Origin of the sequence: Acinetobacter sp. Res13-Abat-PEC15-P4-01 (assembly GCF_015676285.1) — a bacterium.
In the GTDB taxonomy this organism is placed as follows: Bacteria; Pseudomonadota; Gammaproteobacteria; order Pseudomonadales; family Moraxellaceae; genus Acinetobacter; species Acinetobacter nematophilus.
This window is the reverse complement of sequence record NZ_JADAIN010000017.1, coordinates 71440-93899: the sequence shown is the minus strand read 5'-3', so window position 1 is coordinate 93899 and position 22460 is coordinate 71440. Positions and strand designations below refer to the sequence as shown.

Genomic DNA, 22460 nt, shown 5'->3' with positions numbered 1-22460 from the left:
CCAAAGGAGAGTACAGATGATTTTACTCAGTACAAATGCACAAAATATATTTTGGTTAGGGCGTTATTTGACCCGAATTCAATATTTATGTAGCCAGTTCCCATTCAAAACCAATGAGCTGGCTCTAAGTTATGCAAACGCATTTTGCTTGCCTGCATTTGATGCCAGCTCTTTGAATGAACTTATTTTGGATGCTGAACAACCTGCATCATTTCACCAACAGTTTTCTTGCGCGAAAAATAACATTCACGACTTACGCGGCGTTATTTCTGCAAAATCATTTGCAGAGTTAAATCAACTGTTACATCAAGCAGAGCAGAATGCCAGTTTTATCTGTGATGTTTGTGAAGAATGTAATGATGTATTGGAGGCTGAAGATGACGAGTTGCTTTTTCTATTTTTTAGTTTAGGGCAAAAGATGGAACAATTTGATCGACAGCTACGTTTAGATCAAGATAAATCAGCCACAGTTGCTCAATTGAATGCGGTAATCAGTAGTTTGAATCAGCATGGGATGTGTAGTTTGCCTGAAGTTTGGGAGGAATTAAAAAAGCAGCCTAATCGAATGAATTACTATCATTTTAGTGATCATATTGATTCCTTGTTTGAATTGGATCGCTTATGAAACTTATGATTAACCATCAAACCCATTATCAGTATTCTGACTGGGCAAAAAATAGCATTCAGTATATAAAAATGACGCCACAGTCGAACCGGCATCAACAGGTGACAGGTTGGCAAATCAGTATACCTGGAGAAAAACAGTATAAAAAAGACGCGTTTAATAATATTTGGTTGACCAGTTCGCAAATAGAGTCTTATCAACAAATGTTGATTATGGCACAGGGTATTGTTGAAATTAATACAGCTGACCAGTTTGGATTGCAGGATTCTCTTTCTCCTGCCGTGTTTTTACAACCTACCAATGCGACACAGTGCAATGATGAAATGATTGCTTTTGCAGCATACTATTTACCAGAGAAAAGTTGGGCTAACTTTCAGAAATTAGCTGCTGCAATACTGCAGCATATGCCGTATATGACGGCAAGTACGACTGTGACTCATACGGCTATAGAATCCTTTTCTGCTCAGCAAGGGGTTTGTCAGGATCATAGTCATGTTTTGATCGCAATGGCGAAAGCGGTGGGTGTTCCGGCACGCTATGTCTCAGGCTATTTATATGTGAACAATCAATCGCATCTTGCAAGCCATGCTTGGACAGAAGTTTTTTTAGCAGGGCAATGGCATGTCATTGATGTAAGCAATCAACTATTTTGCCCACACGCTCATGTATATGTTGCCGTTGGACGGGATTATTGGGATGTGGCTCCCGTTCGTGGTGTGCGTGAACATGGCGGAGTAGAAACCATGTATTCTATCGTTCAAGTGCTTGCATGCTAATCAGTTGAGTGGTAAATAATGTCTTTATTATAAAAGTGATCCATTTCGATTTTTAGTTGTATAGGTAGTTCCATGACATATTGCTGTGCTTTAAGACTCAAACAAGGTTTAGTATTTATCAGTGATACTCGAACCAATGCAGGAGTCGATCACATTTCGGTATATCGTAAGCTCTATACATTTGGAATTGAAGGTGAACGATTCATTTGTATTCAGACCTCAGGGAATCTCGCTACAACCCAAGCCGTGATTGGGTATTTGGAAAATCACTTGGCTTTAAAACAAGAACCTAATTTATATAGCGTCAATACCATGTTTGAGGCAGCGGGTCTGATTGGACAGACTTTACGTAAAGTCATTGCAGACGTAACTGAAGATACACAAGAGCAGAGTAATTATTACTGTAGTTTGTTGGTGGGTGGACAAATCAGTGGCGAAGAGATGCAACTTTACAATATCTACCCACAAGGAAACTTTATTTCTGCGACCAGTGATACGCCGTATTTTCAGATTGGTGAAAGCAAATATGGTAAGCCGATTTTAGATCGGGCATTGAGTTATGATATGCCTTTGGATGAAGCATTGCGCTGTAGCTTAATTTCATTTGATTCAACATTACGCTCGAATGTTTCAGTCGGTATGCCGTTAGATGCCATGATCTACAATAAAGACTGTTTAAAAATTCCTAAAGGAAAACGAATTGTGGAAGATGATCCATATTTTCAGCATATCAGTAAGCAATGGTCTGAAACTCTAAAAAAAGGGCTGCAAGATCTGCCAAAACCCACAGTAGATTATTTTGAGTAAGCTTTTGAGTGAATCGAAAGCGGCGTTAATTAAAATTTAATCTTTATGGACTATTTTCATATCTATGATCATTTATAAATGTTAAGAACATGGAATTAGTTCAACTTTGTTATGTTTCAAGCATTAACTTAAAAGACCTCCATCTTGTTGCTGAATTTAAACAGGCTATGCGTCGTGCTATGACATTTTTTTCTGAACAGCATATCCATGGTGTTTCATTTTATGCAAATGAATATTTTTTACATTGTTTTGAAGGTGATGCTAAATCGATAGATTTAATTTATCAACATATCTTGAATCACCAAGATCAGCATTGTCGTTTTTGCTTCCTTAACACTATTGATGAGTTTCACTTTGCAGCGTGGCAAATGAAGTACGTTGATCGCAATGGATTGGTCAGTATTTTTTGTAAAAAATGTGGTCTAAATCATTTTAAACCCATGAGCCTGACTGATCAACAAATCGTCGAACTTATGCAAATACTCTCTGCTCGAACAACAGTAAAACAGAATTAAATTTTTGAATAATAAAATGTTAAAACTTGTATATTGAATCATAATTGTTTATAACACTATAAAGATAAAATTAGAAGAATTACATGACTTTTCAACTATGCTATGCAAGCAAAACAACAGCACCTCATCATCAATTACTCAATGACCTAAGAGAAATTTTTGGTGAAGCGAGAGACTTTAATATTCTGCATCAAGTGCGAGGTGTTCTTTATTTTGCCGATGAGCATTTTTTTCAATGCATTGAAGGAGAAGAGTCGGTAATTCTACGTCTGCTAGAGAAATTGCATAAAGATCCCAGACATCAGCAAATTAAATTGTTCAGTGCTTTAATGATTGAGCATGCTCACTTTACTCAATGGTCAATGAAATATGTCAGGCGCAACAGTAAAATTCAGCAGTTTTTTAAAAACAGGGGGTTGCTCCGTTTTCAACCATTAAAGTTAGACAGGCAAGATGTCCCTCTATTGCTTCAGTTGCTTTATGAAACCGAATAGTTTGAAGATATGGTTTGATCATCGTATTTAAAGCCATTTTGTTTAATTCTATTTTGAAAACCATCTGTATTCTCGTGACTAAGTTTTGAGCATGAGTTTTGGAAAGGATAAAATTAAATAACCAAGCTGTGTGTTATTTTAATGAGTAAATAATTCAATTGATTATAGTCAGTAAATCTTCTCTGACAGTTTTGCCTATGCTACCAAGCATCGCATCTTTTTTCTGACTGATAGAGATATTGGGCATATCTCTATCACATTCATGATTTTTATTCTGTACGGCACGCACAACAAAAACAGCAAAATATTTAAATTTTTTTACGTTTTGGACGACCAGTCATACGGCATAATAATTCATAGCCGATTGTACCATTTGCTGTCGCTACATCATCGACTAAACGATTTTTACCCCAAAGCTCGACCACTGTTCCAATCGGTGCACTCAATCCAGTGACATCAATGGCGATCATGTCCATGGCGACACGACCAATAACGCGTGTTGCTTTTCCATGAACAGAAACATAGTTTTGTTTGAGATAGGCACGGGGATACCCATCGCCATAGCCAATAGATACAATGGCAATATCCATTTCTTGCTCGGCAATGAAAGTGGAACCATAACCTACAGATTCTCCTGCTTGAATATGATTTAAAGCAATGATCTCTGCGGTAAATGTCATTACGGGACGAATATCAAGATCATGTGCGGATTGGTCAGCAAATGGTGAAGCACCATAAAGCATGATTCCCGGTCGAACAAAATCAAAATTGAGTTCAGGCCATTTAAAAATAGCAGCAGAGTTACAACATGAGGCTAAAATGGGTGAACAGGCTGTTTTAACCCGTAAAAATTGTTGCTTTTGCTGTTCATTTAACGGATGAGATTCGACATCAGCATTGGCAAAGTGCATCGCCAAGACACAGTTAAAGCCATCTGCTTTGAGCAAATGGATGACTTCAATTATTTCTGGAACTTTAAAACCCAGACGGTTCATGCCGCTATTGAGCTTGACCCAGACTTTAAGCCCTTTTTTGATATATTGTTCTTTATGGGTACGCAACCAATCAACTTGTTGTTGGTGATGAACCATTACTTCGAGGTAATTGTCGAGAACGATTGGCATTTCATCTGTGCTAAAAATACCTTCAATCAGGGTAATCGGTTGTTGATATCCCAATTCACGGATTTGCAAAGCTTCCTCAAGACAGGCGACTCCAAAAGCATCGGTTGAATTTAAGGCGGCTAAGCAATCCTTGACGCCATGACCATATGCATTGGCTTTTACCATACTGACAATTTTAGCGGTTGGGGCAAGTTGTTTGACACGGTTTAAATTATATTGCAGCGCTTCGCTGTCAATATAAACTGTTGCTTGGCGCACCCTGGTTACTCCTTGGGAATGGCAAATACAGCATAAAACTGATGAAATTATGCTGTTGAAAATGTAGGGATGGTTCTATGTTGTCTTAAAAAGATCATGATCAGAACCAGGATTATTGTAGTCCGATCAAGACTAAATGGACATGAACATTTGCGTTTTTAATGGGTTATTGATTTTGTATCGATAAAATTCTTGTACTTTTGGCTAAACATAATTTGTAAAAATATTGATCTTTATTTTTTTTACAAAATCGTACATTTTATATTCAATTTCATGATTAAGGTGGACGTGTATGGGAACATGGTCACATGAACCTTTTGGGAATGATACAGCCAGTGATTGGGCATACGAATTCAAAGAGCATGACGGTTATGACGTAATTGAGGATGCATTTGATCAAATCATCGATATGACCACAGAAGAGTTTATTGATGCTGATCTGGGATGTATTGCCTATGCAGCAGCAGAAGTTTTAGCTAAATCTTTTACAGAAGAGATTGCGGATAACGTATACTTTCCTGAATCTGTCGAAAAATGGTTAGCGCAGAATAAAAATAAGCACAATTATGCCTTGATTCCAAAAGCTTTACTTGCATTAAATTTATTGACTTCTGAAAGTTCTGAATTGGATGAGCTATGGCAGGATTCAGATGACTATGACGACTGGATCAGAAATATTGATGAGTTGAAAGAGACTTTAAAATCCAAGGTTTGAGTAAAAGTCTCTTTAGGGCTAAGATCAAACTTATTCTTCGTCTTCATACTGAGCATAGTACTCAGGAGATAGGTTGCTGAATCGCGTATACTGACCTTCAAAGGCGAGGCGTACTGTACCAATAGGTCCATTACGCTGTTTACCAATGATGATTTCAGCAGTCCCGGCTTCTTTTGATTCTTTGTTATATACTTCATCACGGTAGATAAACATAATTAAATCGGCATCCTGCTCAATCGCACCTGATTCACGTAAGTCTGACATAACTGGGCGTTTGTTTGGACGGTTCTCCAAAGAACGGTTAAGCTGTGATAATGCAATGACAGGGCACATCATTTCTTTAGCAAGCGCTTTTAAGCTTCGTGAAATTTCACCAATCTCACCTACACGGTTATCGCCCATACCGGGCACTTTCATTAACTGTAGATAATCGATCATGATACATCCCAGCTTGCCACCGTGTTGTTTGGCAATACGCCGTGCACGGGCACGAACCTCTGTTGGCGGGAGTGCAGAAGAGTCATCGATATAGAGGTGCTTTTCTTGAAGCTGTAAAATTGTACCGGTCACTTTAGACCATTCATCACCATCCAATTTTCCTGAACGTAAATGTCCTTGATGGACTTTACCGTAAGCTGAGATCAAGCGCATTGCAATGGAATCTGCGGGCATTTCCATTGAGAAAACCAATGCCGGTAAATCACAGTTGAACAAAACGCTTTCAACCAGATTCATGGCAAATGTGGTTTTCCCCATGGACGGACGTGCTGCGACAATAATCATATCTCCGGGTTGCATACCTGAAGTTTTATTGTCTAGCTCCATAAAACCTGTGGTTAAACCTGTGATATTGCCGTCCAGCTGCGATAGTTCATTTAATTTATCAAATACGTCAGCAACTACTGAAGTAATTGCTTTAGGACCTTGTGCCTTAGCATTATTGTTATGTTGTTCTGCAATAGAAAAAATATTGGTCTCAGCAAGATCTAAAATTTCACTGACATCACGGCCTTTGGTGTCATATGCATTTTGCAGAATCTCATTACCGACCTTAATCATATTTCTTAAAGTCGCAAATTCCTTAATTTTCCCAGCATAGGTTTCTAAGTTATAAAAACTTGAAGGGGAATCTGCCATCAATTGCATCAAATATTCTTCACCACCGATAGCATCCAATAGATTTTGTTTAATTAGCCAATCATTGACTAAAACTGCATCATAGGGAGAACTTTCTTGAGCGAGTTTCTCGATTGCTCGAAAGATATATTTATGACGCGTTGCGTAAAAATCATTTTCATTTAAAGTATCGCTGACTTGTTCAAAAGACTCAGCGACAGTCATTAATGCAGCAAGTACAGCTTGTTCAATTGCCAGATTATGGGGTGGCGTACGAAATTCTTTTAACTGTGCATTGTCTTTATTTTTTGCATCAGCATTAAAAGAATTCTGTTGAGCTGTGGCGGTTGCCTGTGACATATAAGACCTTGATTTTAAATCGTGCGAAAACGTGATTAACGTAATGTATGGATATACTAGAGTATTCACTTATCTTAATGCAAAATGCGAAAAGTATCTAACAGTAATATCGATAAGCTAGGGATGCGTAGAGTAAAAGACTTGAATGAAAGTCAAAATTTAAAGATAAAAAAAGAGCATACAAAAGTATGCTCTTTTTTTTGGTCGGAAATTACTCAGATACGATTGTAACGAGAACTTCAGCAACAACATCATGATGCAATTGGATTGCGATGTTGAATTCACCAGTGTGACGAAGCGCACCGTTCGGTAAACGAACTTCTGCACGGTCTACAACAAGACCAGCATTTGTTAAAGCGTCAGCGATGTCACGAGTACCGATTGAACCAAATAGTTTACCTTCATCACCCGCTTTCGCAGTGATAACGATATTCACTTCGTTCAATTGATCAGCACGTGCTTGAGCAGCAGCTAAAACTTCAGCTTCAGCTTTCTCAAGTTCTGCACGACGAGCTTCAAAAGCAGCAGTGTTTGCTTCAGTCGCAGCAACTGCTTTACCTTGAGGGATTAAGTAGTTACGGCCGTAACCAGCTTTAACTGATACTTTATCGCCTAATTTACCAAGGTTTTTAATGCGTTGTAATAAGATAATATCCACGGCTCAACCTCACTTATGATTGTCAGTGTAAGGAATCAACGCTAAGTAGCGAGCTTGTTTAATAGCAAGCGCCAATTGACGTTGGTAACGAGCTTTAGTACCTGTAATACGGCTAGGAACAATCTTGCCATTTTCAGTGATGTACTGTTTTAAAGTGTCGATATCTTTGTAGTCGATGTACGTAACGTTCTCAGCTGTAAAGCGGCAGAACTTGCGACGACGGTAAAAACGTGCCATTGATGTTCTCCTTATGCTTCAACAGAATCTTGAGCTTGTTGTGCTTCTTCACGTTGAGCTTTACGCGCACGTTTTTCTTCAGCACTCTTAGCAAGTAATGATTCTTCAGTGATTGCGTGTTCACGACGGATAATCACGTTACGAAGGATTGCATCGTTATAACGGAACAATTCTTCTAATTCATTTAGCGTAGTTTGGTTACATTCGATGTTCATCAAAATGTAGTGCGCTTTATGAATTTTGTTAATTGGGTAAGCCAATTGGCGACGGCCCCAATCTTCAAGACGGTGAATTTGACCTTCAGCATCTTTGATGTGAGAAATGTAGCGTTCTACCATTCCCACAACTTGATCGCTTTGGTCTGGGTGTACCAGAATTACGATTTCGTAGTGACGCATTGTCAGCTCCTTACGGTTTATACAGCCCCATTCAAAAGAATGAAGCAAGGAGTCACAATCTGTAATGCTTTAGACAACAGTTTAAAGCAATAGATTATGCCGCAAAAATTGCGAGCGCCTATTATAGGAAAGTTTGTAAGCAAACACAATTTATTATTCAATTATTTATTGGGAGAACCCGTGAATATTATACAGCACCAAGATTGAATTTCACGGAGCAATTATTTAGATTAAAAATAATAAAAACATGGATATCCATTATGACAAATTACAGTGCTGAAAAACTTGAAACTATTGAATCTTATATTGAAAACCCTACCCAAGACTTCTATTTCGATGTTTTTGATGGACGCTATGACATTGTGATGGTGGTGGATTGGGGAGAAGAAGATAATGCAATTATTGAATATTGTGAAAAAATTCTAGAAACGGGTCAACTGTCCGCAAAACTAGAAGATGCTGATAATAAACAGGGATTTACCATTACGATTCAGTTCGGTGAAAAATCATTGCTTATTCCCTATCAAGGTAAAGGTGCTGATCGTGATACAACTTTACGAGCACTCAATGAAATTTTACATCCTGAGTATGAAATCCGTTTCTGTAAAGCTTCTGATGGTTCAGACACATTGGAATTTATCCCACTTCCCCAAGAACTATGGCATCAATTGGATCTCAAATATGCTGAAAGAATGGATGATTTGTTTGCTCGGTTTGAGCAGGACTCAGTTTTTTTTGGAAGTTAATTTAACCGATAGATTCGCCATTCGAACTCATCCAAGTGTTTATTTATCTACATGATGCTTACATATTGAACTCATTAAATGGTTTTTAAAAAAGGAAGTTGAGTATCTAAGATCCAGTTAAAGAGGGTTGTTTTCCAGCAAAGATAAATCATTTTTATATAAACTTTTGGAAATAAATAAGCAGCATTGGCGTTTAAACACGTATATTTCTTTTTAAAATATAGCTACTGAATTTTAGTAAGTTAAGTGCTGAAACTACACGGACAGTTTCTCTGGTTTATAGGTCGAAATTCAGGCCTAAAAAGTAGCATTCAATGATCAAATCTCCAAGTTGATTAAATAGACAAAAGTGGTAGCTTACAAATTTTTATAAGCTGAAGATATGATCAAATCGCTTTTGATTTATTAAGGTTATGTGAAATCAAATCATTTTATTTAAAATAGATATGGATAGAATTCCTTATATTCAACAGGGCTAAAACTTAAATTTCTCGTAAATAACGACCATAAAATTTATTCATGATTTAAACCACATTCCATTGCCACTTGCTTAATAGCCAACTGATTTTCTCTAAGAAAATTTTAGCCAATTCTAGACACATTGCTTTTGACCATTTTGCTGAAAATCGTCCAAATTCTATTGAAAAGATTGGTGATTGGTGATGTGCTGTAATTCCAAATTTATCGGCTAAGATTTGTCTATTCATCTTTTTCACGAAAGAAAAGTAGCGCGAACTTTAGGCTGATCCTGAAATTGAGTAAAACCCAGCAAGACTGCGAAGCAATTTATTTTTTCAATAAGTCAAAGAGTTGGTGCGTCGAAATCAGGTTGGATAGTATTCAATTAAATATAATGGCAATGTCAAAAAATTAAAAATTTTGCTCGATATAAATTTTTACAGGATGAATATTTTCAAACGTAAATAAGATTTCAATTATTTTGAGAATGCATTTATGGAAAATTAAAAGATCAAAAAAAAGATAGAGTGAACTCTATCTTTTTTAAAACAATGGCAAATGTGGTGCAGGGGAGACGTAACTAAAACTAAAGCTAAAACTGAGTGCTGTAATTAAAATTACTGAATACAAAAAATATTTTTTTGCCCAAACTTGATCATTTTCTGCTTTAAACCCGATAATTGACAGATACAGCCAATAAGCACACAAAGCATTAAAGGTGATTAAGAAAAAAATGTTGGTATAGCCAAAACAATATAAACCATTTAAAACCGCAGCAAAAAGTACAACATAAATCAAACTTTCAACTTTGGTTCGAAAAATCGAACGTGCTACAGGTAAAATAGGAATATCTGCATTTTTATAGTCGTCAAAACGATAGATTGCAATTCCCCAAGAATGTGGCATTTGCCAAAGCGCATAAGCTAAAAAAATCAGCAAAGCAGCAATATCAAATTCATTGGAAACAGCAGTATATCCAATTACAGGAGGGCTTGCGCCAGAAATACTTCCAATCACAGTTTGATGAATTGTAGTACGCTTACTCCAAAGACTATAAAAAATCACATACACAACAAAGCCAAGTACAGCGAAGCCAAATGCGTAGGCGTTGACAAAAAACCACAACAAAGCAAAGCCAATTAAACCCAGTACAGCAGAAAAAATTAAAGCAACTGTTGGACTGATGGTCTTTTTGACAAGCGCACGATTCATTGTGCGTTGCATTTTTTGGTCAATGTCTTGGTCAATGACATTATTCACAACACAACCGGAAGCAACAACAAGTGTTGTACCAATGAGTGTGATGAGAAGTAAAAGGAAATCTACTGAACCTTGAGCGGCTAAGAAAAAGCCGCCCAAAGTGGTAACGAAGTTACCAAAGAGAATTCCTGGCTTAGTCAGGAATAGATATTTTTTCAACATGACACCCTAGAGCATCATGTTTGAATGTAAGTAGTTCATGATCCATACAGAACCAATTAAGAGAACTGCAATCGTCAGAATCGTATAGATGAATGCAATCACATTCCAGCGCTGTTCAGAAGATGAGTTCATGTGCAAGAAGAAAATTAACTGTACAAGAACCTGAGCAACAGCGGTGATCGCGATTGTTGCAACAACTGCACCACCAGTCATGCCTTTCATCACCATCCCAAATGGGATGATGGTCAAAACGACAGAAAGGATGAAACCGATCGAGTATTGTTTGATGTTTCCGTGCGAAGCACCAGCAGCATTATGATCATGACTCATTATAAAGCTCCCAGTAAATAAACTACACTGAATACACAGATCCAAACGATGTCAAGGAAGTGCCAGAACAAGCTTAGGCAAGCAAGACGACGTGTATTTGGTAGTGTCAAACCATATTTCTTGATTTGAACCATCAACACGATCATCCAGACTAAACCAGAAGTTACGTGAATACCGTGCGTACCAACAAGTGTAAAGAACGCAGATAAAAACGCGCTGTGGCTCGGACCATGACCAGCGTGAACTAAATGATTGAACTCATAAAGTTCCATACCGATGAATGTTGCACCAAATAGCCATGTGATAATTAACCACATAAGCACTTGGTTGACATTTTTCTTGTAAGAAGCAAGAACCGCAAAACCAAAAGTCACAGAAGAAATCAAGAGAGCAAAAGTTTCTACAAGGACGAAACCTAACGACTCACCAAATAACTCTTTTGGACTTGGCGTACCAGGCGGAATATGACTGCTTAATACAGCGAACGCGATGAAGAGTGTACCGAATAAAATCAAGTCACTCATCAAGTATGTCCAGAAACCAAAGACGGTGATGTCTGTATCATCGTGATGATGATGTTCATCATGTCCATGGTTGTCGTGATGAAGTACTTCAGCCATATCCTTAGTCCTTCTTCAAGTGTTTTTCAAGTAAAGCATAACGTTCATTTTCGATACGTTCTACTTCAGCAGCAGGAACATAGTAGTCCACTTTCTTCGTGAATGAACTGACGATGAAGCTAATAACAGCACCAAGGAAAGTTACAACGACTAACCACCAGATATGCCAGATTAAAGCAAAGCCCATTGATGTAATGAACAACGCAATAACAAAGCCTGCAGCACGGTCGGTCGGCATATGAATATCTTCATATTTCTCAGGACGTGCATATGCAACACCGTTCTCTTTGTCATTCCAGAACGTATCAATACCATTGATTTTTGGAATTTCAGCAAAGTTATAGAACGGAGCAGGGGAAGAGGTAGACCATTCAAGTACACGACCATCCCATGGATCGCCAGTGTGGTCCATGTTGTCGTGACGTTGTAAGAAACCTACGATCACTTGCATTAAGAAACAAGCAATACCGATAGCGACAAGTACAGCACCAAACAAAGCGATTGCTAGGTACGGATCCCATTCAGGGTTGTCATATGTATTCAAACGACGAGTCATACCCATGAAGCCAAGGATATAAAGTGGCATGAATGCAAAATAGAAACCAAAGAACCAGAACCAGAAAGATGCTTTGCCCCAAGTCTCATTTAACTTCCAACCAAACATTTTTGGCCAGTAGAAAGTGATACCTGCGAACATACCGAATACTACACCGCCAATAATTACGTTATGGAAGTGAGCAATTAGGAACAATGAGTTGTGTACCAAGAAGTCAGCTGGTGGAACAGCCATCAATACACCAGTTAAACCACCGATACCGAAAGTCACAAGGAAGCCAAGTGTCCAGTACATTGGTGATGTAAATGTAATACGACCCTTATACATGGTGAATAACCAAGAGAAGATTTTCACACCAGTAGGAATCGCAATAATCATGGTCATGATACCGAAGAACGCGTTAACGTTGGCACCAGCACCCATGGTGAAGAAGTGGTGTAACCATACGACGAATGCCAGTACAGTAATTGCAATTGTTGCATACACCATAGATTTGTAACCGAATAACGTTTTACGGGAGAACGTTGAAACGATTTCTGAGTAAAGACCAAAAGCAGGCAATACCAAGATGTAAACTTCTGGGTGACCCCAAGTCCAAATCAAGTTCACGTAAAGCATTGGGCTACCGCCAAGCTCATTGGTGAAGAAGTGGAAATCGAAGTAACGGTCCAGTGTTAACATTGCAATCGTTGCTGTTAATACTGGGAACGATGCGATGATCAAAACGGCTGTACAAAGTGCAGTCCAAGTAAAGATCGGCATGTCCATAAGTTTCATGCCAGGCGCACGCATTTTAATGATGGTAACAAAGAAGTTAACACCCGTCAGGAGCGTACCTAGACCCGAAACCTGTAGTGCCCAGATATAGTAGTCAACACCAACACCAGGGGAATAATGAATACCTGAAAGTGGAGGATAAGCCATCCAACCAGTCGCAGCGAATTCACCCAATACCAGTGAAACCATCATCAAACCAGCAGCACCGGCAAATAACCAGAAGCTCACGGAGTTCAACAATGGGAATGCAACGTCACGTGCACCAATTTGAAGTGGTACAGTAATGTTCATCATACCTACAACTAGACCCATTGCTACGAAGAAGATCATGATTACACCGTGTGCGGTGAAGATCTGATCGTAGTGGTCTGGATGTAAATAACCTTCACCGCCACCTTTCGCAAGGAACAGTTGAAGACGCATCATGATTGCATCGGCGAAGCCACGAAGTAGCATCACTACAGATACAAGGATATACATGATACCGATTTTTTTATGGTCTACTGATTTAAACCATACATTCCAGAGATATCCCCATTTTTTGAAATAGGTGATACCGCCTAAAACTGCAATTGCGCCAAGGGCCATAACGACCATTGTCACAAGTACAATAGGCTCTTTAGGGATCGCGTCCCAATTGAGTTTACCTAATAACAAAGACATGTCTTATTCCCCTACAGAAGCAGTTGCATGTTCAGCACCTGCATGTTCAGCACCTGCATGGTCTGCACCATGATAGTTGCTCATGTAAGTGTTGATAATGCTCTTGAACAAGTCAGGCGTAACTGAAGAATAATAAGTCACAGGATGAGGCTTAGTAGGGAATGGACCTTTACGTTCAGCTTCGTGTGCAGCTTTAATTTCTTCTGGCGTATGCGCATTGTTCAGCATTGCTTCAATCTGGTGTTTAGAACGGTCACCATCTTTGAGCGTAGCAAATTCAGTCGCATCAAGTGTAGTTTTCTGGATAGCTTCAGGATTAATTGAAGTACCTTTGCCTGCCTTGATTGCTTCTACCCATGCGTTGAAATCAGCATCAGAAACAGCGTGAGCACGGAAACGCATTTGCGTAAAGCCATAGCCGCTATAGTTCGCTGAGAATCCACGGTAGCCTTCTGCTGGACTTGGATGTTCTGCAAGCATATGTAACTTAGTTTGCATACCTGCCATTGCATAAACCTGACCTGCTAACTTAGGAATGAAGAAAGAGTTCATTGTGAAGTTAGAAGTGATTTGAAATTCAATTGGTTTATTGACTGGGAAACGAACTTCGTTAATTGTAGCTATCTGTTGTTCAGGATAGATAAATACCCATTTAAATTGTTCAGCGACAGCTTGAATTTTTAAATGTTCTTCCATCTGACCTTGAGTATTTGTTAATGGTCTGTAAGGATCATACTTATGTGAACCCCACCATGTTAAATACGCAAGAATAGCAATAATAATACACGGGATACCCCATACTACAATTTCAATTGCAGTCGAGTGTGCCCATGTAGGTTTATAGTCTGCATCTTTATTCGACGCGCGATATTTCCAACCAAACCACAATGCCATTAAGATCGAAGGAATTACGACCAAAAGCATTAAATAGATCGCAGTCATCATCAGGCTACTTTGACCTTCAGCAACTGGACCTTTCGAGTTTAGAAGTACTAAATCACCACCACACCCTGTTAAGAGTGCAGCCATCGCAGATAAAGACAATACAGCTAAAGTCGTTTGTCTCATTTTACAACCTCGGTGAAGAGTCCCATTCCCTATATAAATATGGGATAGCGATTAAAGTGTCGCATGATTGAAAATGACTATTGTTTACAAATAGAAAACATTCTCAATGATCTGACACCGCTACGTTGTAGGGCATTATGCCTCATATCGGCAAACTTAGCTATAGATAGGGTGTGAATATATTAATGTAAAAATACCTGATATTTTTAGTCGGAATTATAAAAAAAACAAAAACATAAATTATTATTTTTTCGTAATTTAGTATCAAAAATGGCGGGGTCACCGCCATTTCATTCATTCTGCAAGATCAATCACTTTGGTCTTGGCGAGACGATCATGTAACGCATAATTGTTTTTCGAAAAAAACATAAATAAATCAACGATAAATACAATTGCAATAAGGGGAACAATACTCATCAACTGAGAGAGAATCAGAAATAAAAATGAACGTACAAAAAAGCCTCTGAATGCCCCTGGTAATTGGTTGCTATTCACATCAACAATTTGAAGTTTGAATATTTTTTTACCAATCGACTGACCAGATTTGGTAATCATAAAACATTGAATAATCAAGATAGCCAATACAAATACCATTAAACCGATATTGACATAGCCAGGCATGCTTTTACTGATCATTTCAGCGATTTGCATCTGGCTTTCTCTTGAAAATCCACCTGCCGCAGCATTGACTGCACTTTCAGGCATAAAATAAGCAATAGCAAGAATTTGTGGTAAAAACAACAATGCAAAATCAACGAGCTTTGCGGAAATACGCTTGCCTACAGGTGCTGCTTTAATTGCTTTTTTAGTGGATCTTTCAACTTTTATGTTGGTAATTGCTTGGTTTTGCTGAGCGGGTTGTTCAGGTGTAAAGGTTGTCGGTGCAATATAACCAACAGGTTCATAGACAAGTTTACCTTGTGTAAGTTCACCAAGTGCTTTCCATTCAGTCATTCCTTGATGCCAAGCTAAATCAGTTAATAATACCTGCTGGTTTGCAAGCATCTGATTCAGTTGTTCTATTGAATAGGGTCCAGCTTGTTGGTTATTTCTCGCCAAGTAAATTTGCATAAAACTCAATTCTCAAAATAAATCTAAAATACAAAAACAGCAGAGCTTGGCTAAACAGATCAATCGCCATAGTCATCTACCTTGTAATTCACTATGTATACTCGATTTTTGCTTATATTAATATTAAATTTACACGAAATCTTAAAATATGAAGCAATATCATGTTGCTTTTATAAAGAATAAATATTTTGAAGATACGTTTAACTTTGAATGTCTGTGGGGAGAATTTTAATACACAATCACATGTTCAGCATTTGAAAGTAAATGTATTCAGGAAATCGGTATGATTGTTAAAAACAAAAAAGACCCTACAGGAGGGTCTTTTTTGAGTGTGCTCATTAAGCCTGTTTGGTTTTTTCTTCAGCAAGGAAGAACCAAGTATCTAGTACAGAGTCAGGATTTAACGATACAGACTCAATACCTTGTTCCATTAGCCATTTTGCAAGATCCGGATGGTCAGAAGGACCTTGACCACAAATACCAACATATTTACCTGCTTTACGGCATGCATGAATTGCCATAGAAAGAAGGGCTTTAACTGCAGCATCACGTTCATCAAATAGATGAGAAACGATGCCTGAGTCACGGTCTAAACCAAGGGTCAATTGAGTTAAATCATTTGAACCGATTGAGAAGCCATCGAAATGCTCAAGGAATTGTTCAGCCAATAATGCATTGGTTGGCAATTCACACATCATGATCACTTTGAGACCGTTTTCACCACGTTTCAGACCATTTTGAGCCAATAATTCAATTACACGTTTAGCTTCAGATACAGTACGTACAAAAGGAATCATGATTTGAATATTGGTTAAGCCCATTTCATCACGTGCTTTTTTCAATGCGCGGCATTCAAGTTCGAAACAGTCACGGAAGTTGTCAGATACATAACGGCTAGCGCCACGGAATCCGAGCATTGGGTTTTCTTCTTCAGGCTCGTATAATTTACCACCAATCAGGTTTGCATATTCGTTTGACTTAAAGTCGGACATACGAACAATCACTGGCTTATCTGCAAATGCTGCTGCAAGTGTAGAAATACCTTCAACCAATTTTTCAACATAAAACTCGATTGGAGAAGCATAACCTGCAGTACGTGCCATCACTGCTGCACGAGTTTCACGTGGTAAGCTGTCGATATTTAACAATGCTTTAGGGTGTACGCCGATCATGCGGTTGATGATGAATTCTAAACGTGCAAGACCGATACCTTCGTTTGGAATCTGAGCAAAGTCAAATGCACGGTCAGGGTTACCGACATTCATCATAATTTTAAACGGCAGTTTAGGCATAGATTCAATAGAATTACGTTGGATTTCAAAATCTAACGAACCTTCATAAATAAAGCCTGTATCACCTTCAGCACAAGAGACAGTCACTTCCTGCCCATCCACAAGTACTTCTGTTGCATTGCCACAACCGACAATTGCAGGAACACCTAATTCACGAGCAATGATTGCTGCATGACAAGTACGACCGCCACGGTTGGTGACGATTGCAGCTGCACGTTTCATCACGGGTTCCCAGTCTGGGTCAGTCATGTCTGAAACAAGTACGTCACCTTCTTGTACTTTATCCATTTCTTTAATAGACGTTACGATTCGGACTTTACCTGAACCGATACGTTGACCGATTGAACGTCCTTCACAAAGAACAGTGCCTTTTTGTTTAAGCAGGTAACGTTCCATTGTGCCAACATTTTCACGGCTTTTGACTGTTTCAGGGCGTGCTTGGACAATATAGATCTGACCATCATCACCATCTTTTGCCCATTCAATATCCATAGGCGCTTGATAGTGTTCTTCAATGATCAATGCCTGTTTAGCAAGTTCTTGAAGCTCTAAATCATTAAGAGCAAATTGTTGGCGATCAGCTTTTTCAACATCAACCACAACCACAGATTTACCAGCTGAACCTTCTTCACCATAAATCATTTTTTGGTGTTTAGAACCAAGGTTACGGCGGATAACAGCATGTTTGCCATTTTTAAGAAGTGGTTTTGAAATATAGAATTCGTCAGGGTTGACTGCACCTTGTACAACCATCTCCCCTAAACCATAAGAAGCAGTAATAAATACTGCTTCACGGAAACCAGATTCAGTATCGAGTGTAAACATTACACCTGCTGCTCCAGTTTCAGAGCGAACCATGCGTTGAACGCCTGCAGACAGGGCAACGATATCATGTGCAAAGTTTTGGTGTACACGGTAAGCAATTGCACGGTCGTTGTAGAGTGAAGCAAAAACTTCTTTAATTGCGATCAAAACGTTGTCGATACCGCGAATGTTTAAGAAAGTTTCTTGTTGACCAGCAAATGAAGCATCAGGTAAATCTTCTGCAGTTGCAGAAGAACGAACAGCAACGGCAATGTCAGGATTGCCATTAGAAAGTGCAGCAAATGCTTCGCGAACTTCAGCCTCTAGACCTGTAGTAAGTGGAGTTTCTACAATCCATTGGCGGATTTTTGCGCCAGTTTCAGCAAGTGCAATCACATCATCAACATTTAATGTTGCAAGCTCTGCATTGATTTTAGCATTTAAGCCACTTTGCTCTAGGAATTCGCGATATGCATCAGCAGTCGTTGCAAATCCACCTGGTACAGATACGCCAGCATTTGCTAAATGGCTGATCATTTCCCCAAGTGAAGAGTTTTTACCACCCACGATCTCAACGTCGTGTTTACCTAATTTTTCCAGACCGATTACGCGTGCTTCCAAAGTTGTTACTCCACTTATGCAGTATTAATCACTATCTTGGCATGAAATTATAACAAAAAACTTAGCATTTTGATTCAACTAAGTGATAGTCATGTAAGATGGGCTTACTATAAAGATTATACATCGCTAAGACAAATGTTTGAGGAGATTTTTAATGTCAGAAAGTAACCAAATAAAGCGGAGCGTATTTTTTATTTCTGATGGTACAGCGATCACAGCTGAAACCCTTGGACATTCGTTATTAGCGCAATTTCCCCATGTAAAGTTCGATATTCATATCATTCCCTATATTACGTCTGAAGAAGCGGCGATGAATGTAGTTGAAGAAATCAATCGAAGAGCCGATAAAGATGGTCAGCAACCCTTGGTATTCGATACTTTGGTTGACCCTTATGTGCGTGACATTATCAATACGGCAAATGCAGTAAATCTTGATGTTTTTGAAGGGCTTATTAGCAAATTATCTGATGTTTTAGGAACTCAGCCTACAACTTTAGTCGGACAGACCCATGCAGTAACCGATTCCGAGTCTTATAAAGCACGTATTGATGCCGTACATTTTGCTTTAGACAATGATGATGGTGCACGCACACGGCACTATGACAAAGCGGATTTGATTTTGATAGGTGTCTCACGTTCAGGTAAAACACCAACATCCATTTATCTCTCTTTGCAATTTGGAATTCGCGTGGCGAACTATCCATTAACTGAAGAAGATTTGGACGATAATAGATTGCCTGCGGTACTGAAAGAACACAAAAATAAGTTGTTTGGTTTGATGATCGATGCCGAGCGTCTGGTCGCAATTCGTTCAGAACGAAAAGCCAATAGCCGATATGCAAGTTTTTCACAATGTCAGATGGAACTTCGTGCTGTAGAAGGAATCTATATTTCTGAAGGAATCAAGTATTTGAATGTTTCGGAAATGTCGATTGAAGAAATTTCAACACGTGTACTGCAAATGACAGGCTTAAAACGCAGAATCGGATAAGTCGTCTTTCATAATTATCTTGCGGATATAATAGAATCACTACAAAGAGCAGAATGCACATTTTGCTCTTTTAAAAAAAATTATGGAGGATCAAGATAATGTCTAATAGTTATATGAAAAAGATATTAAAAATAAATTCAATTTCTATGTTTTTTTGCCTATCGGGCATGATGACAACGCAGTTACATGCCGAAACTTTAAAGGATTTTGAAACAACTCTGATTCAGAAATATTATCAAGCAGGTTGCTCATCACGAAACGAGTGCGATCAGTACAATGAAAATATTTCCAACTCAATTAAAACTAAAATAAAAAAGGATCCTGCAAGTTTCGCTTATTCTTTTCCTAAACTGACTGAAAAGAAAATGTTGAAAATTCATTTTAGCCCAGATCGCAAAATTAAATTTTATACGATGGATATTTCTGGTGGGGGTACCATGCGGGAGTTTACCAATTTGATTCAATTGAAAGCTAAAACTGCGCCAATCACTCAAGATTTAGCAGAAGTTGGATTTATCGATAACATTGCGCAAGTTAAAATTGAAAATAAGGATGTGTACTTAATTACCAGTCTTTTTGTTGGGAGTACATGTTCAAGAACTTATCGTATAAATTCATTCATATTGAACCAAGATAAATTCGCCCCAGTGCAAATTTTTGAAACGAAAACGAAAAATTTGGACTCAATAGACGTTGCAAACGATTGTCAGGATTGGGAGCGTCCGTTGAATGACTTTATCCGTATTTCTAAAGACTTGAAGAATGTCGATGTTATGCTCATCAGTCATTCTGGAAAATTGACGGATCATTACTTACGCTATCAAAGGACTGGCAATCGTTATCGCTATATCGGACAGACAAAATAAAAGGAAGCAGGGAATGCCCCCTTCTTTTAATTTATTCATGTTTACGATGTGTAGGTACGAATAATTACATCAACGACATACTCTGTTCCATCCATGCCTAGTATTGAATGAGAGGTAATTTTTACAATCGGCCAAGCAATGTGCTTGCAACGAGGGTGCTGTAATGCCGTGTAATAATCATCGGATTTCAAAAAGACTTTATTTTTCATTGCCAGATTAGGCATAAGCTGTCGTTTTAACCACTGATCTTGAACTTGAGCATCTAAATATCGGATTGCCAACATTGATTTAATACGATGATTAAACAAACGACGATTTTTAATAATCAGAGGATGTGAAATAAGTTTATTTATGCCTCGTTCTGTTTGGGGTAATACAAAAACAGGAGAAATTTGAAAAACTTTGACGCGTTCCGCATGCTGTAAAAGCTGATCAAGCTGCGTTACCGTAAACTGATCAATCCCAATAATTGCAACTTTTAATCCAGAAAAGTCATGTAATTTAATTTCTGAAGATGCAATGATTTTACCTGTGTATTGTTTAAAAAACTCTGATTGGTTTTGAAAAAAACCTTCATTTTGGCTCTTGTTCCTGGTGAGCATAATTATTCCTTTTTTTATTTATAAGTCGCAGAAAATCGTGACATTTACTGATATAACCCACTTAATCTACGGAGGTAAAGCTTTTTCAAAATCTCCCCAGTCATATTTTATAGATATAACGCTGTAATAAGAAATCTGCTAAAACAGCATCTAAAGCATGATCTTGCAATTCTCAGATTTAAAAATTTTTCTATTTCTGATCTGCCCGAATATCCGGATTGTTGTCGATATCTGTCCATGATATCTGGGCAGAGCTCAATTGTTCTGCATGATCATTGGTCAATACCGTTGCTTATTTTATTTCATTTAATTTTAAATAGATTGGCGAAATTATTCATAGTGAAGTGATAAAAATATCAATTTAACTACAGCCCATTAAGATACAGTCAAGCAGCATAATTATTCATGCAAGTCTTTTATTTCAATCATTTATATTTATCTGGCTTTATGGTCTTATACAGGTTGTGAGAAAAGTGTGTGGTTCATTTATTTTTTACGTTTGATTCATCTTTGGTTTTTGTAGGATGAAATGACATTGATGTGGCGATGTTGATGGGATGGGAACGATCCCTCGTTCAACGAAAGATTTAACTCTTATTTTCATCTCTGGAAAAACTGAGCTATCGTCTATGCGAATTTAGCTAAACTCAGGATTCAAAGCCTGGCAATGATAGCTTTGTATCATTCACAATGAATTAATTGCATTGATTATTGGGTGATTTATTTTTCAACAGATTGAATCTATTTAAATTTAAAGTTCAAAAGAGTGATAATCAATGAGTTGGATTCTCACTGCATATTTTTCGATTTTAAAAAGCCCAACAAAAAGTCAGGCGAAGTGTTCAATCAATCATTTACTTTAGGGATTGAAATGGAAGGGTCAGATTCCTCATTTTGATTGCTCATCAAGGTATGGGATAAATTAAAGTTTATCCTCTTGTGTTTCAATTTCTTTTATTTCCATTTGCGGTGTAACTGAATGTCCCAATTCAGGCTGTGTATGTGTTCTCAGGTATTCCAAATCACGAATATTTTTCTGTACGGCAACAGCTCCGAATAGACTGAGCAAAAATGCCATGATATAAAAACCCTTTTCGCTCAGCGTCATGTTGGCATTCCATAATCCTAATGCCAAAAGCACAACACAAATTATTACTGAAGCCCAGCATAAGCCATAATATATGGACGTTACTTGTTGTCCTTCTAGCTTGTCTCGAACAATTTTCTGTAATGAAACGGCAGAAAATAATCCATAGAGAATCAAGATGAGGTAATAGCCTTTTTCATTTAAGAGAATTTGTGCATTAAACAGACCCACACAATAGGCGGCAGCACCAGCAAGCAAAGCCACCCAGCTTACGGCAACAAAAGCGGGTGTCGGCTTATTGATATATTGATTCATTGTTGTTCCTTGTTGATATTCTACTGATTTTTATATGTTCTATTATGCTGATTTGAAAAGAGATGGCAAATCTTTTCATTTTTTCTG

24 protein-coding genes are annotated in these 22460 nt (G+C 38.1%); 9 read left to right on the top strand and 15 right to left on the bottom strand.

Translation table 11 applies throughout. The features are described 5' to 3' along the window. The first annotated feature begins 16 nt into the window (after nucleotides 1-16). The 5 genes from IMO47_RS06410 (at nucleotide 17) to IMO47_RS06390 (ending at nucleotide 3217) form a co-directional block, all read left to right on the top strand. A complete protein-coding gene (locus IMO47_RS06410) occupies nucleotides 17-625 on the top strand; it encodes an alpha-E domain-containing protein (protein ID WP_196076960.1) in 609 nt (202 codons plus the stop codon). After that, entirely contained in the window at nucleotides 622-1401 is a 780-nt protein-coding gene (locus tag IMO47_RS06405; RefSeq protein ID WP_196076961.1) for a transglutaminase family protein, read from the top strand. Before IMO47_RS06410 ends, IMO47_RS06405 begins: the two co-directional genes overlap by 4 nt. A 72-nt stretch (nucleotides 1402-1473) precedes the next feature. Beyond that, on the top strand, nucleotides 1474-2208 hold the full coding sequence (locus IMO47_RS06400) for a proteasome-type protease (protein ID WP_196076962.1): 735 nt from the start codon (nucleotides 1474-1476) through the stop codon (nucleotides 2206-2208). Between the two features lie 89 nt (nucleotides 2209-2297). Continuing rightward, on the top strand, nucleotides 2298-2723 hold the full coding sequence (locus tag IMO47_RS06395; protein ID WP_196076963.1) for a BLUF domain-containing protein: 426 nt from the start codon (nucleotides 2298-2300) through the stop codon (nucleotides 2721-2723). A gap of 83 nt (nucleotides 2724-2806) precedes the next feature. Then, the gene (locus IMO47_RS06390; RefSeq protein WP_196076964.1) at nucleotides 2807-3217 is read left to right on the top strand and encodes a BLUF domain-containing protein; all 411 of its coding nucleotides are present in this window, start codon (nucleotides 2807-2809) and stop codon (nucleotides 3215-3217) included. Nucleotides 3218-3525: 308 nt separating this feature from the next. Here IMO47_RS06390 and alr read toward each other — a convergent pair whose 3' ends face one another. After that, nucleotides 3526-4599, bottom strand: a complete 1074-nt coding sequence (alr, locus tag IMO47_RS06385; protein ID WP_196076965.1) for an alanine racemase — start codon at nucleotides 4597-4599, stop codon at nucleotides 3526-3528. 292 nt (nucleotides 4600-4891) lie between these two features. Between alr and IMO47_RS06380 the strand changes: the two genes are divergently transcribed. Further along, nucleotides 4892-5314: a DUF4259 domain-containing protein gene (locus IMO47_RS06380; RefSeq protein WP_196076966.1), complete on the top strand. Its 423-nt coding sequence runs from the start codon at nucleotides 4892-4894 to the stop codon at nucleotides 5312-5314. 30 nt (nucleotides 5315-5344) lie between these two features. Here the strand turns inward: IMO47_RS06380 and dnaB are convergent, their stop codons facing one another. The 4 genes from dnaB to rpsF all read right to left on the bottom strand — a co-directional run bounded on the left by dnaB (nucleotide 5345) and on the right by rpsF (nucleotide 8083). Beyond that, nucleotides 5345-6790, bottom strand: a complete 1446-nt coding sequence (dnaB, locus tag IMO47_RS06375) for a replicative DNA helicase (RefSeq protein WP_196076967.1) — start codon at nucleotides 6788-6790, stop codon at nucleotides 5345-5347. 211 nt (nucleotides 6791-7001) lie between these two features. Beyond that, complete coding sequence (gene rplI / locus IMO47_RS06370; RefSeq protein ID WP_004824427.1) at nucleotides 7002-7448, bottom strand: 50S ribosomal protein L9; 447 nt, start codon at nucleotides 7446-7448, stop codon at nucleotides 7002-7004. 9 nt (nucleotides 7449-7457) lie between these two features. After that, entirely contained in the window at nucleotides 7458-7685 is a 228-nt protein-coding gene (gene rpsR / locus IMO47_RS06365) for a 30S ribosomal protein S18 (protein ID WP_004719336.1), read from the bottom strand. A gap of 11 nt (nucleotides 7686-7696) precedes the next feature. Further along, a complete protein-coding gene (rpsF, locus tag IMO47_RS06360; RefSeq protein WP_004824425.1) occupies nucleotides 7697-8083 on the bottom strand; it encodes a 30S ribosomal protein S6 in 387 nt (128 codons plus the stop codon). A 260-nt stretch (nucleotides 8084-8343) separates the two neighbouring features. Here rpsF and IMO47_RS06355 point away from each other — a divergent pair, with 260 nt between their 5' ends. Continuing rightward, a complete protein-coding gene (locus IMO47_RS06355; RefSeq protein ID WP_196076968.1) occupies nucleotides 8344-8829 on the top strand; it encodes a hypothetical protein in 486 nt (161 codons plus the stop codon). A gap of 524 nt (nucleotides 8830-9353) precedes the next feature. Here the strand turns inward: IMO47_RS06355 and IMO47_RS06350 are convergent. From IMO47_RS06350 to ppsA, 8 genes are all read right to left on the bottom strand, one after another. Beyond that, a complete protein-coding gene (locus IMO47_RS06350; protein ID WP_196076969.1) occupies nucleotides 9354-9536 on the bottom strand; it encodes a hypothetical protein in 183 nt (60 codons plus the stop codon). Between the two features lie 295 nt (nucleotides 9537-9831). After that, entirely contained in the window at nucleotides 9832-10710 is an 879-nt protein-coding gene (gene cyoE, locus IMO47_RS06345; RefSeq protein ID WP_196076434.1) for a heme o synthase, read from the bottom strand. Nucleotides 10711-10716: 6 nt separating this feature from the next. Next, the gene (gene cyoD / locus IMO47_RS06340) at nucleotides 10717-11043 is read right to left on the bottom strand and encodes a cytochrome o ubiquinol oxidase subunit IV (RefSeq protein ID WP_026040388.1); all 327 of its coding nucleotides are present in this window, start codon (nucleotides 11041-11043) and stop codon (nucleotides 10717-10719) included. Then, nucleotides 11040-11660 carry a cytochrome o ubiquinol oxidase subunit III gene (gene cyoC, locus IMO47_RS06335; RefSeq protein WP_196076435.1) on the bottom strand — a complete coding sequence of 207 codons (621 nt, stop codon included), beginning with the start codon at nucleotides 11658-11660 and terminating at the stop codon, nucleotides 11040-11042. The genes cyoD and cyoC overlap by 4 nt, the downstream gene beginning before the upstream one ends. Nucleotides 11661-11664: 4 nt before the next feature. Further along, nucleotides 11665-13656 (bottom strand): cytochrome o ubiquinol oxidase subunit I, encoded by a 1992-nt coding sequence (cyoB, locus tag IMO47_RS06330; protein ID WP_196076436.1) that lies wholly within the window; start codon nucleotides 13654-13656, stop codon nucleotides 11665-11667. A gap of 3 nt (nucleotides 13657-13659) precedes the next feature. After that, the gene (gene cyoA / locus IMO47_RS06325; RefSeq protein WP_196076437.1) at nucleotides 13660-14724 is read right to left on the bottom strand and encodes a ubiquinol oxidase subunit II; all 1065 of its coding nucleotides are present in this window, start codon (nucleotides 14722-14724) and stop codon (nucleotides 13660-13662) included. A gap of 294 nt (nucleotides 14725-15018) precedes the next feature. Further along, nucleotides 15019-15795, bottom strand: a complete 777-nt coding sequence (locus IMO47_RS06320) for an RDD family protein (RefSeq protein ID WP_196076438.1) — start codon at nucleotides 15793-15795, stop codon at nucleotides 15019-15021. Between the two features lie 338 nt (nucleotides 15796-16133). Beyond that, nucleotides 16134-18512, bottom strand: coding sequence for a phosphoenolpyruvate synthase (gene ppsA, locus IMO47_RS06315; RefSeq protein ID WP_196074839.1), 2379 nt, complete (start codon nucleotides 18510-18512; stop codon nucleotides 16134-16136). Between the two features lie 154 nt (nucleotides 18513-18666). Here ppsA and IMO47_RS06310 point away from each other — a divergent pair, with 154 nt between their 5' ends. Together IMO47_RS06310 and IMO47_RS06305 are read left to right on the top strand one after the other, a co-directional pair. Continuing rightward, nucleotides 18667-19503 carry a pyruvate, water dikinase regulatory protein gene (locus tag IMO47_RS06310; RefSeq protein WP_196074840.1) on the top strand — a complete coding sequence of 279 codons (837 nt, stop codon included), beginning with the start codon at nucleotides 18667-18669 and terminating at the stop codon, nucleotides 19501-19503. Between the two features lie 98 nt (nucleotides 19504-19601). Continuing rightward, nucleotides 19602-20369 carry a hypothetical protein gene (locus IMO47_RS06305; RefSeq protein ID WP_242052614.1) on the top strand — a complete coding sequence of 256 codons (768 nt, stop codon included), beginning with the start codon at nucleotides 19602-19604 and terminating at the stop codon, nucleotides 20367-20369. Nucleotides 20370-20410: 41 nt separating this feature from the next. Here IMO47_RS06305 and IMO47_RS06300 read toward each other — a convergent pair whose 3' ends face one another. Then, entirely contained in the window at nucleotides 20411-20971 is a 561-nt protein-coding gene (locus IMO47_RS06300; RefSeq protein WP_196074841.1) for a flavoprotein, read from the bottom strand. Nucleotides 20972-21893: 922 nt separating this feature from the next. Further along, a complete protein-coding gene (gene yiaA / locus IMO47_RS06295) occupies nucleotides 21894-22373 on the bottom strand; it encodes an inner membrane protein YiaA (RefSeq protein ID WP_196074842.1) in 480 nt (159 codons plus the stop codon). Nucleotides 22374-22460 lie beyond the last annotated feature (87 nt).

Coding starts and splice junctions, on each gene's coding strand:
- dnaB (WP_196076967.1), bottom strand. CDS start 6,790: ATGTCACAGGCAACCGCCACAGCTCAACAGAATTCTTTTAATGCTGAT.
- IMO47_RS06410 (WP_196076960.1), top strand. CDS start 17: ATGATTTTACTCAGTACAAATGCACAAAATATATTTTGGTTAGGGCGT.
- IMO47_RS06305 (WP_242052614.1), top strand. CDS start 19,602: ATGTCTAATAGTTATATGAAAAAGATATTAAAAATAAATTCAATTTCT.
- rpsR (WP_004719336.1), bottom strand. CDS start 7,685: ATGGCACGTTTTTACCGTCGTCGCAAGTTCTGCCGCTTTACAGCTGAG.
- yiaA (WP_196074842.1), bottom strand. CDS start 22,373: ATGAATCAATATATCAATAAGCCGACACCCGCTTTTGTTGCCGTAAGC.
- IMO47_RS06400 (WP_196076962.1), top strand. CDS start 1,474: ATGACATATTGCTGTGCTTTAAGACTCAAACAAGGTTTAGTATTTATC.
- cyoA (WP_196076437.1), bottom strand. CDS start 14,724: ATGAGACAAACGACTTTAGCTGTATTGTCTTTATCTGCGATGGCTGCA.
- IMO47_RS06350 (WP_196076969.1), bottom strand. CDS start 9,536: ATGAATAGACAAATCTTAGCCGATAAATTTGGAATTACAGCACATCAC.
- IMO47_RS06390 (WP_196076964.1), top strand. CDS start 2,807: ATGACTTTTCAACTATGCTATGCAAGCAAAACAACAGCACCTCATCAT.
- IMO47_RS06355 (WP_196076968.1), top strand. CDS start 8,344: ATGACAAATTACAGTGCTGAAAAACTTGAAACTATTGAATCTTATATT.
- IMO47_RS06405 (WP_196076961.1), top strand. CDS start 622: ATGAAACTTATGATTAACCATCAAACCCATTATCAGTATTCTGACTGG.
- IMO47_RS06380 (WP_196076966.1), top strand. CDS start 4,892: ATGGGAACATGGTCACATGAACCTTTTGGGAATGATACAGCCAGTGAT.
- cyoC (WP_196076435.1), bottom strand. CDS start 11,660: ATGGCTGAAGTACTTCATCACGACAACCATGGACATGATGAACATCAT.
- rpsF (WP_004824425.1), bottom strand. CDS start 8,083: ATGCGTCACTACGAAATCGTAATTCTGGTACACCCAGACCAAAGCGAT.
- IMO47_RS06310 (WP_196074840.1), top strand. CDS start 18,667: ATGTCAGAAAGTAACCAAATAAAGCGGAGCGTATTTTTTATTTCTGAT.
- cyoE (WP_196076434.1), bottom strand. CDS start 10,710: ATGTTGAAAAAATATCTATTCCTGACTAAGCCAGGAATTCTCTTTGGT.
- IMO47_RS06395 (WP_196076963.1), top strand. CDS start 2,298: ATGGAATTAGTTCAACTTTGTTATGTTTCAAGCATTAACTTAAAAGAC.
- cyoB (WP_196076436.1), bottom strand. CDS start 13,656: ATGTCTTTGTTATTAGGTAAACTCAATTGGGACGCGATCCCTAAAGAG.
- IMO47_RS06300 (WP_196074841.1), bottom strand. CDS start 20,971: ATGCTCACCAGGAACAAGAGCCAAAATGAAGGTTTTTTTCAAAACCAA.
- IMO47_RS06320 (WP_196076438.1), bottom strand. CDS start 15,795: ATGCAAATTTACTTGGCGAGAAATAACCAACAAGCTGGACCCTATTCA.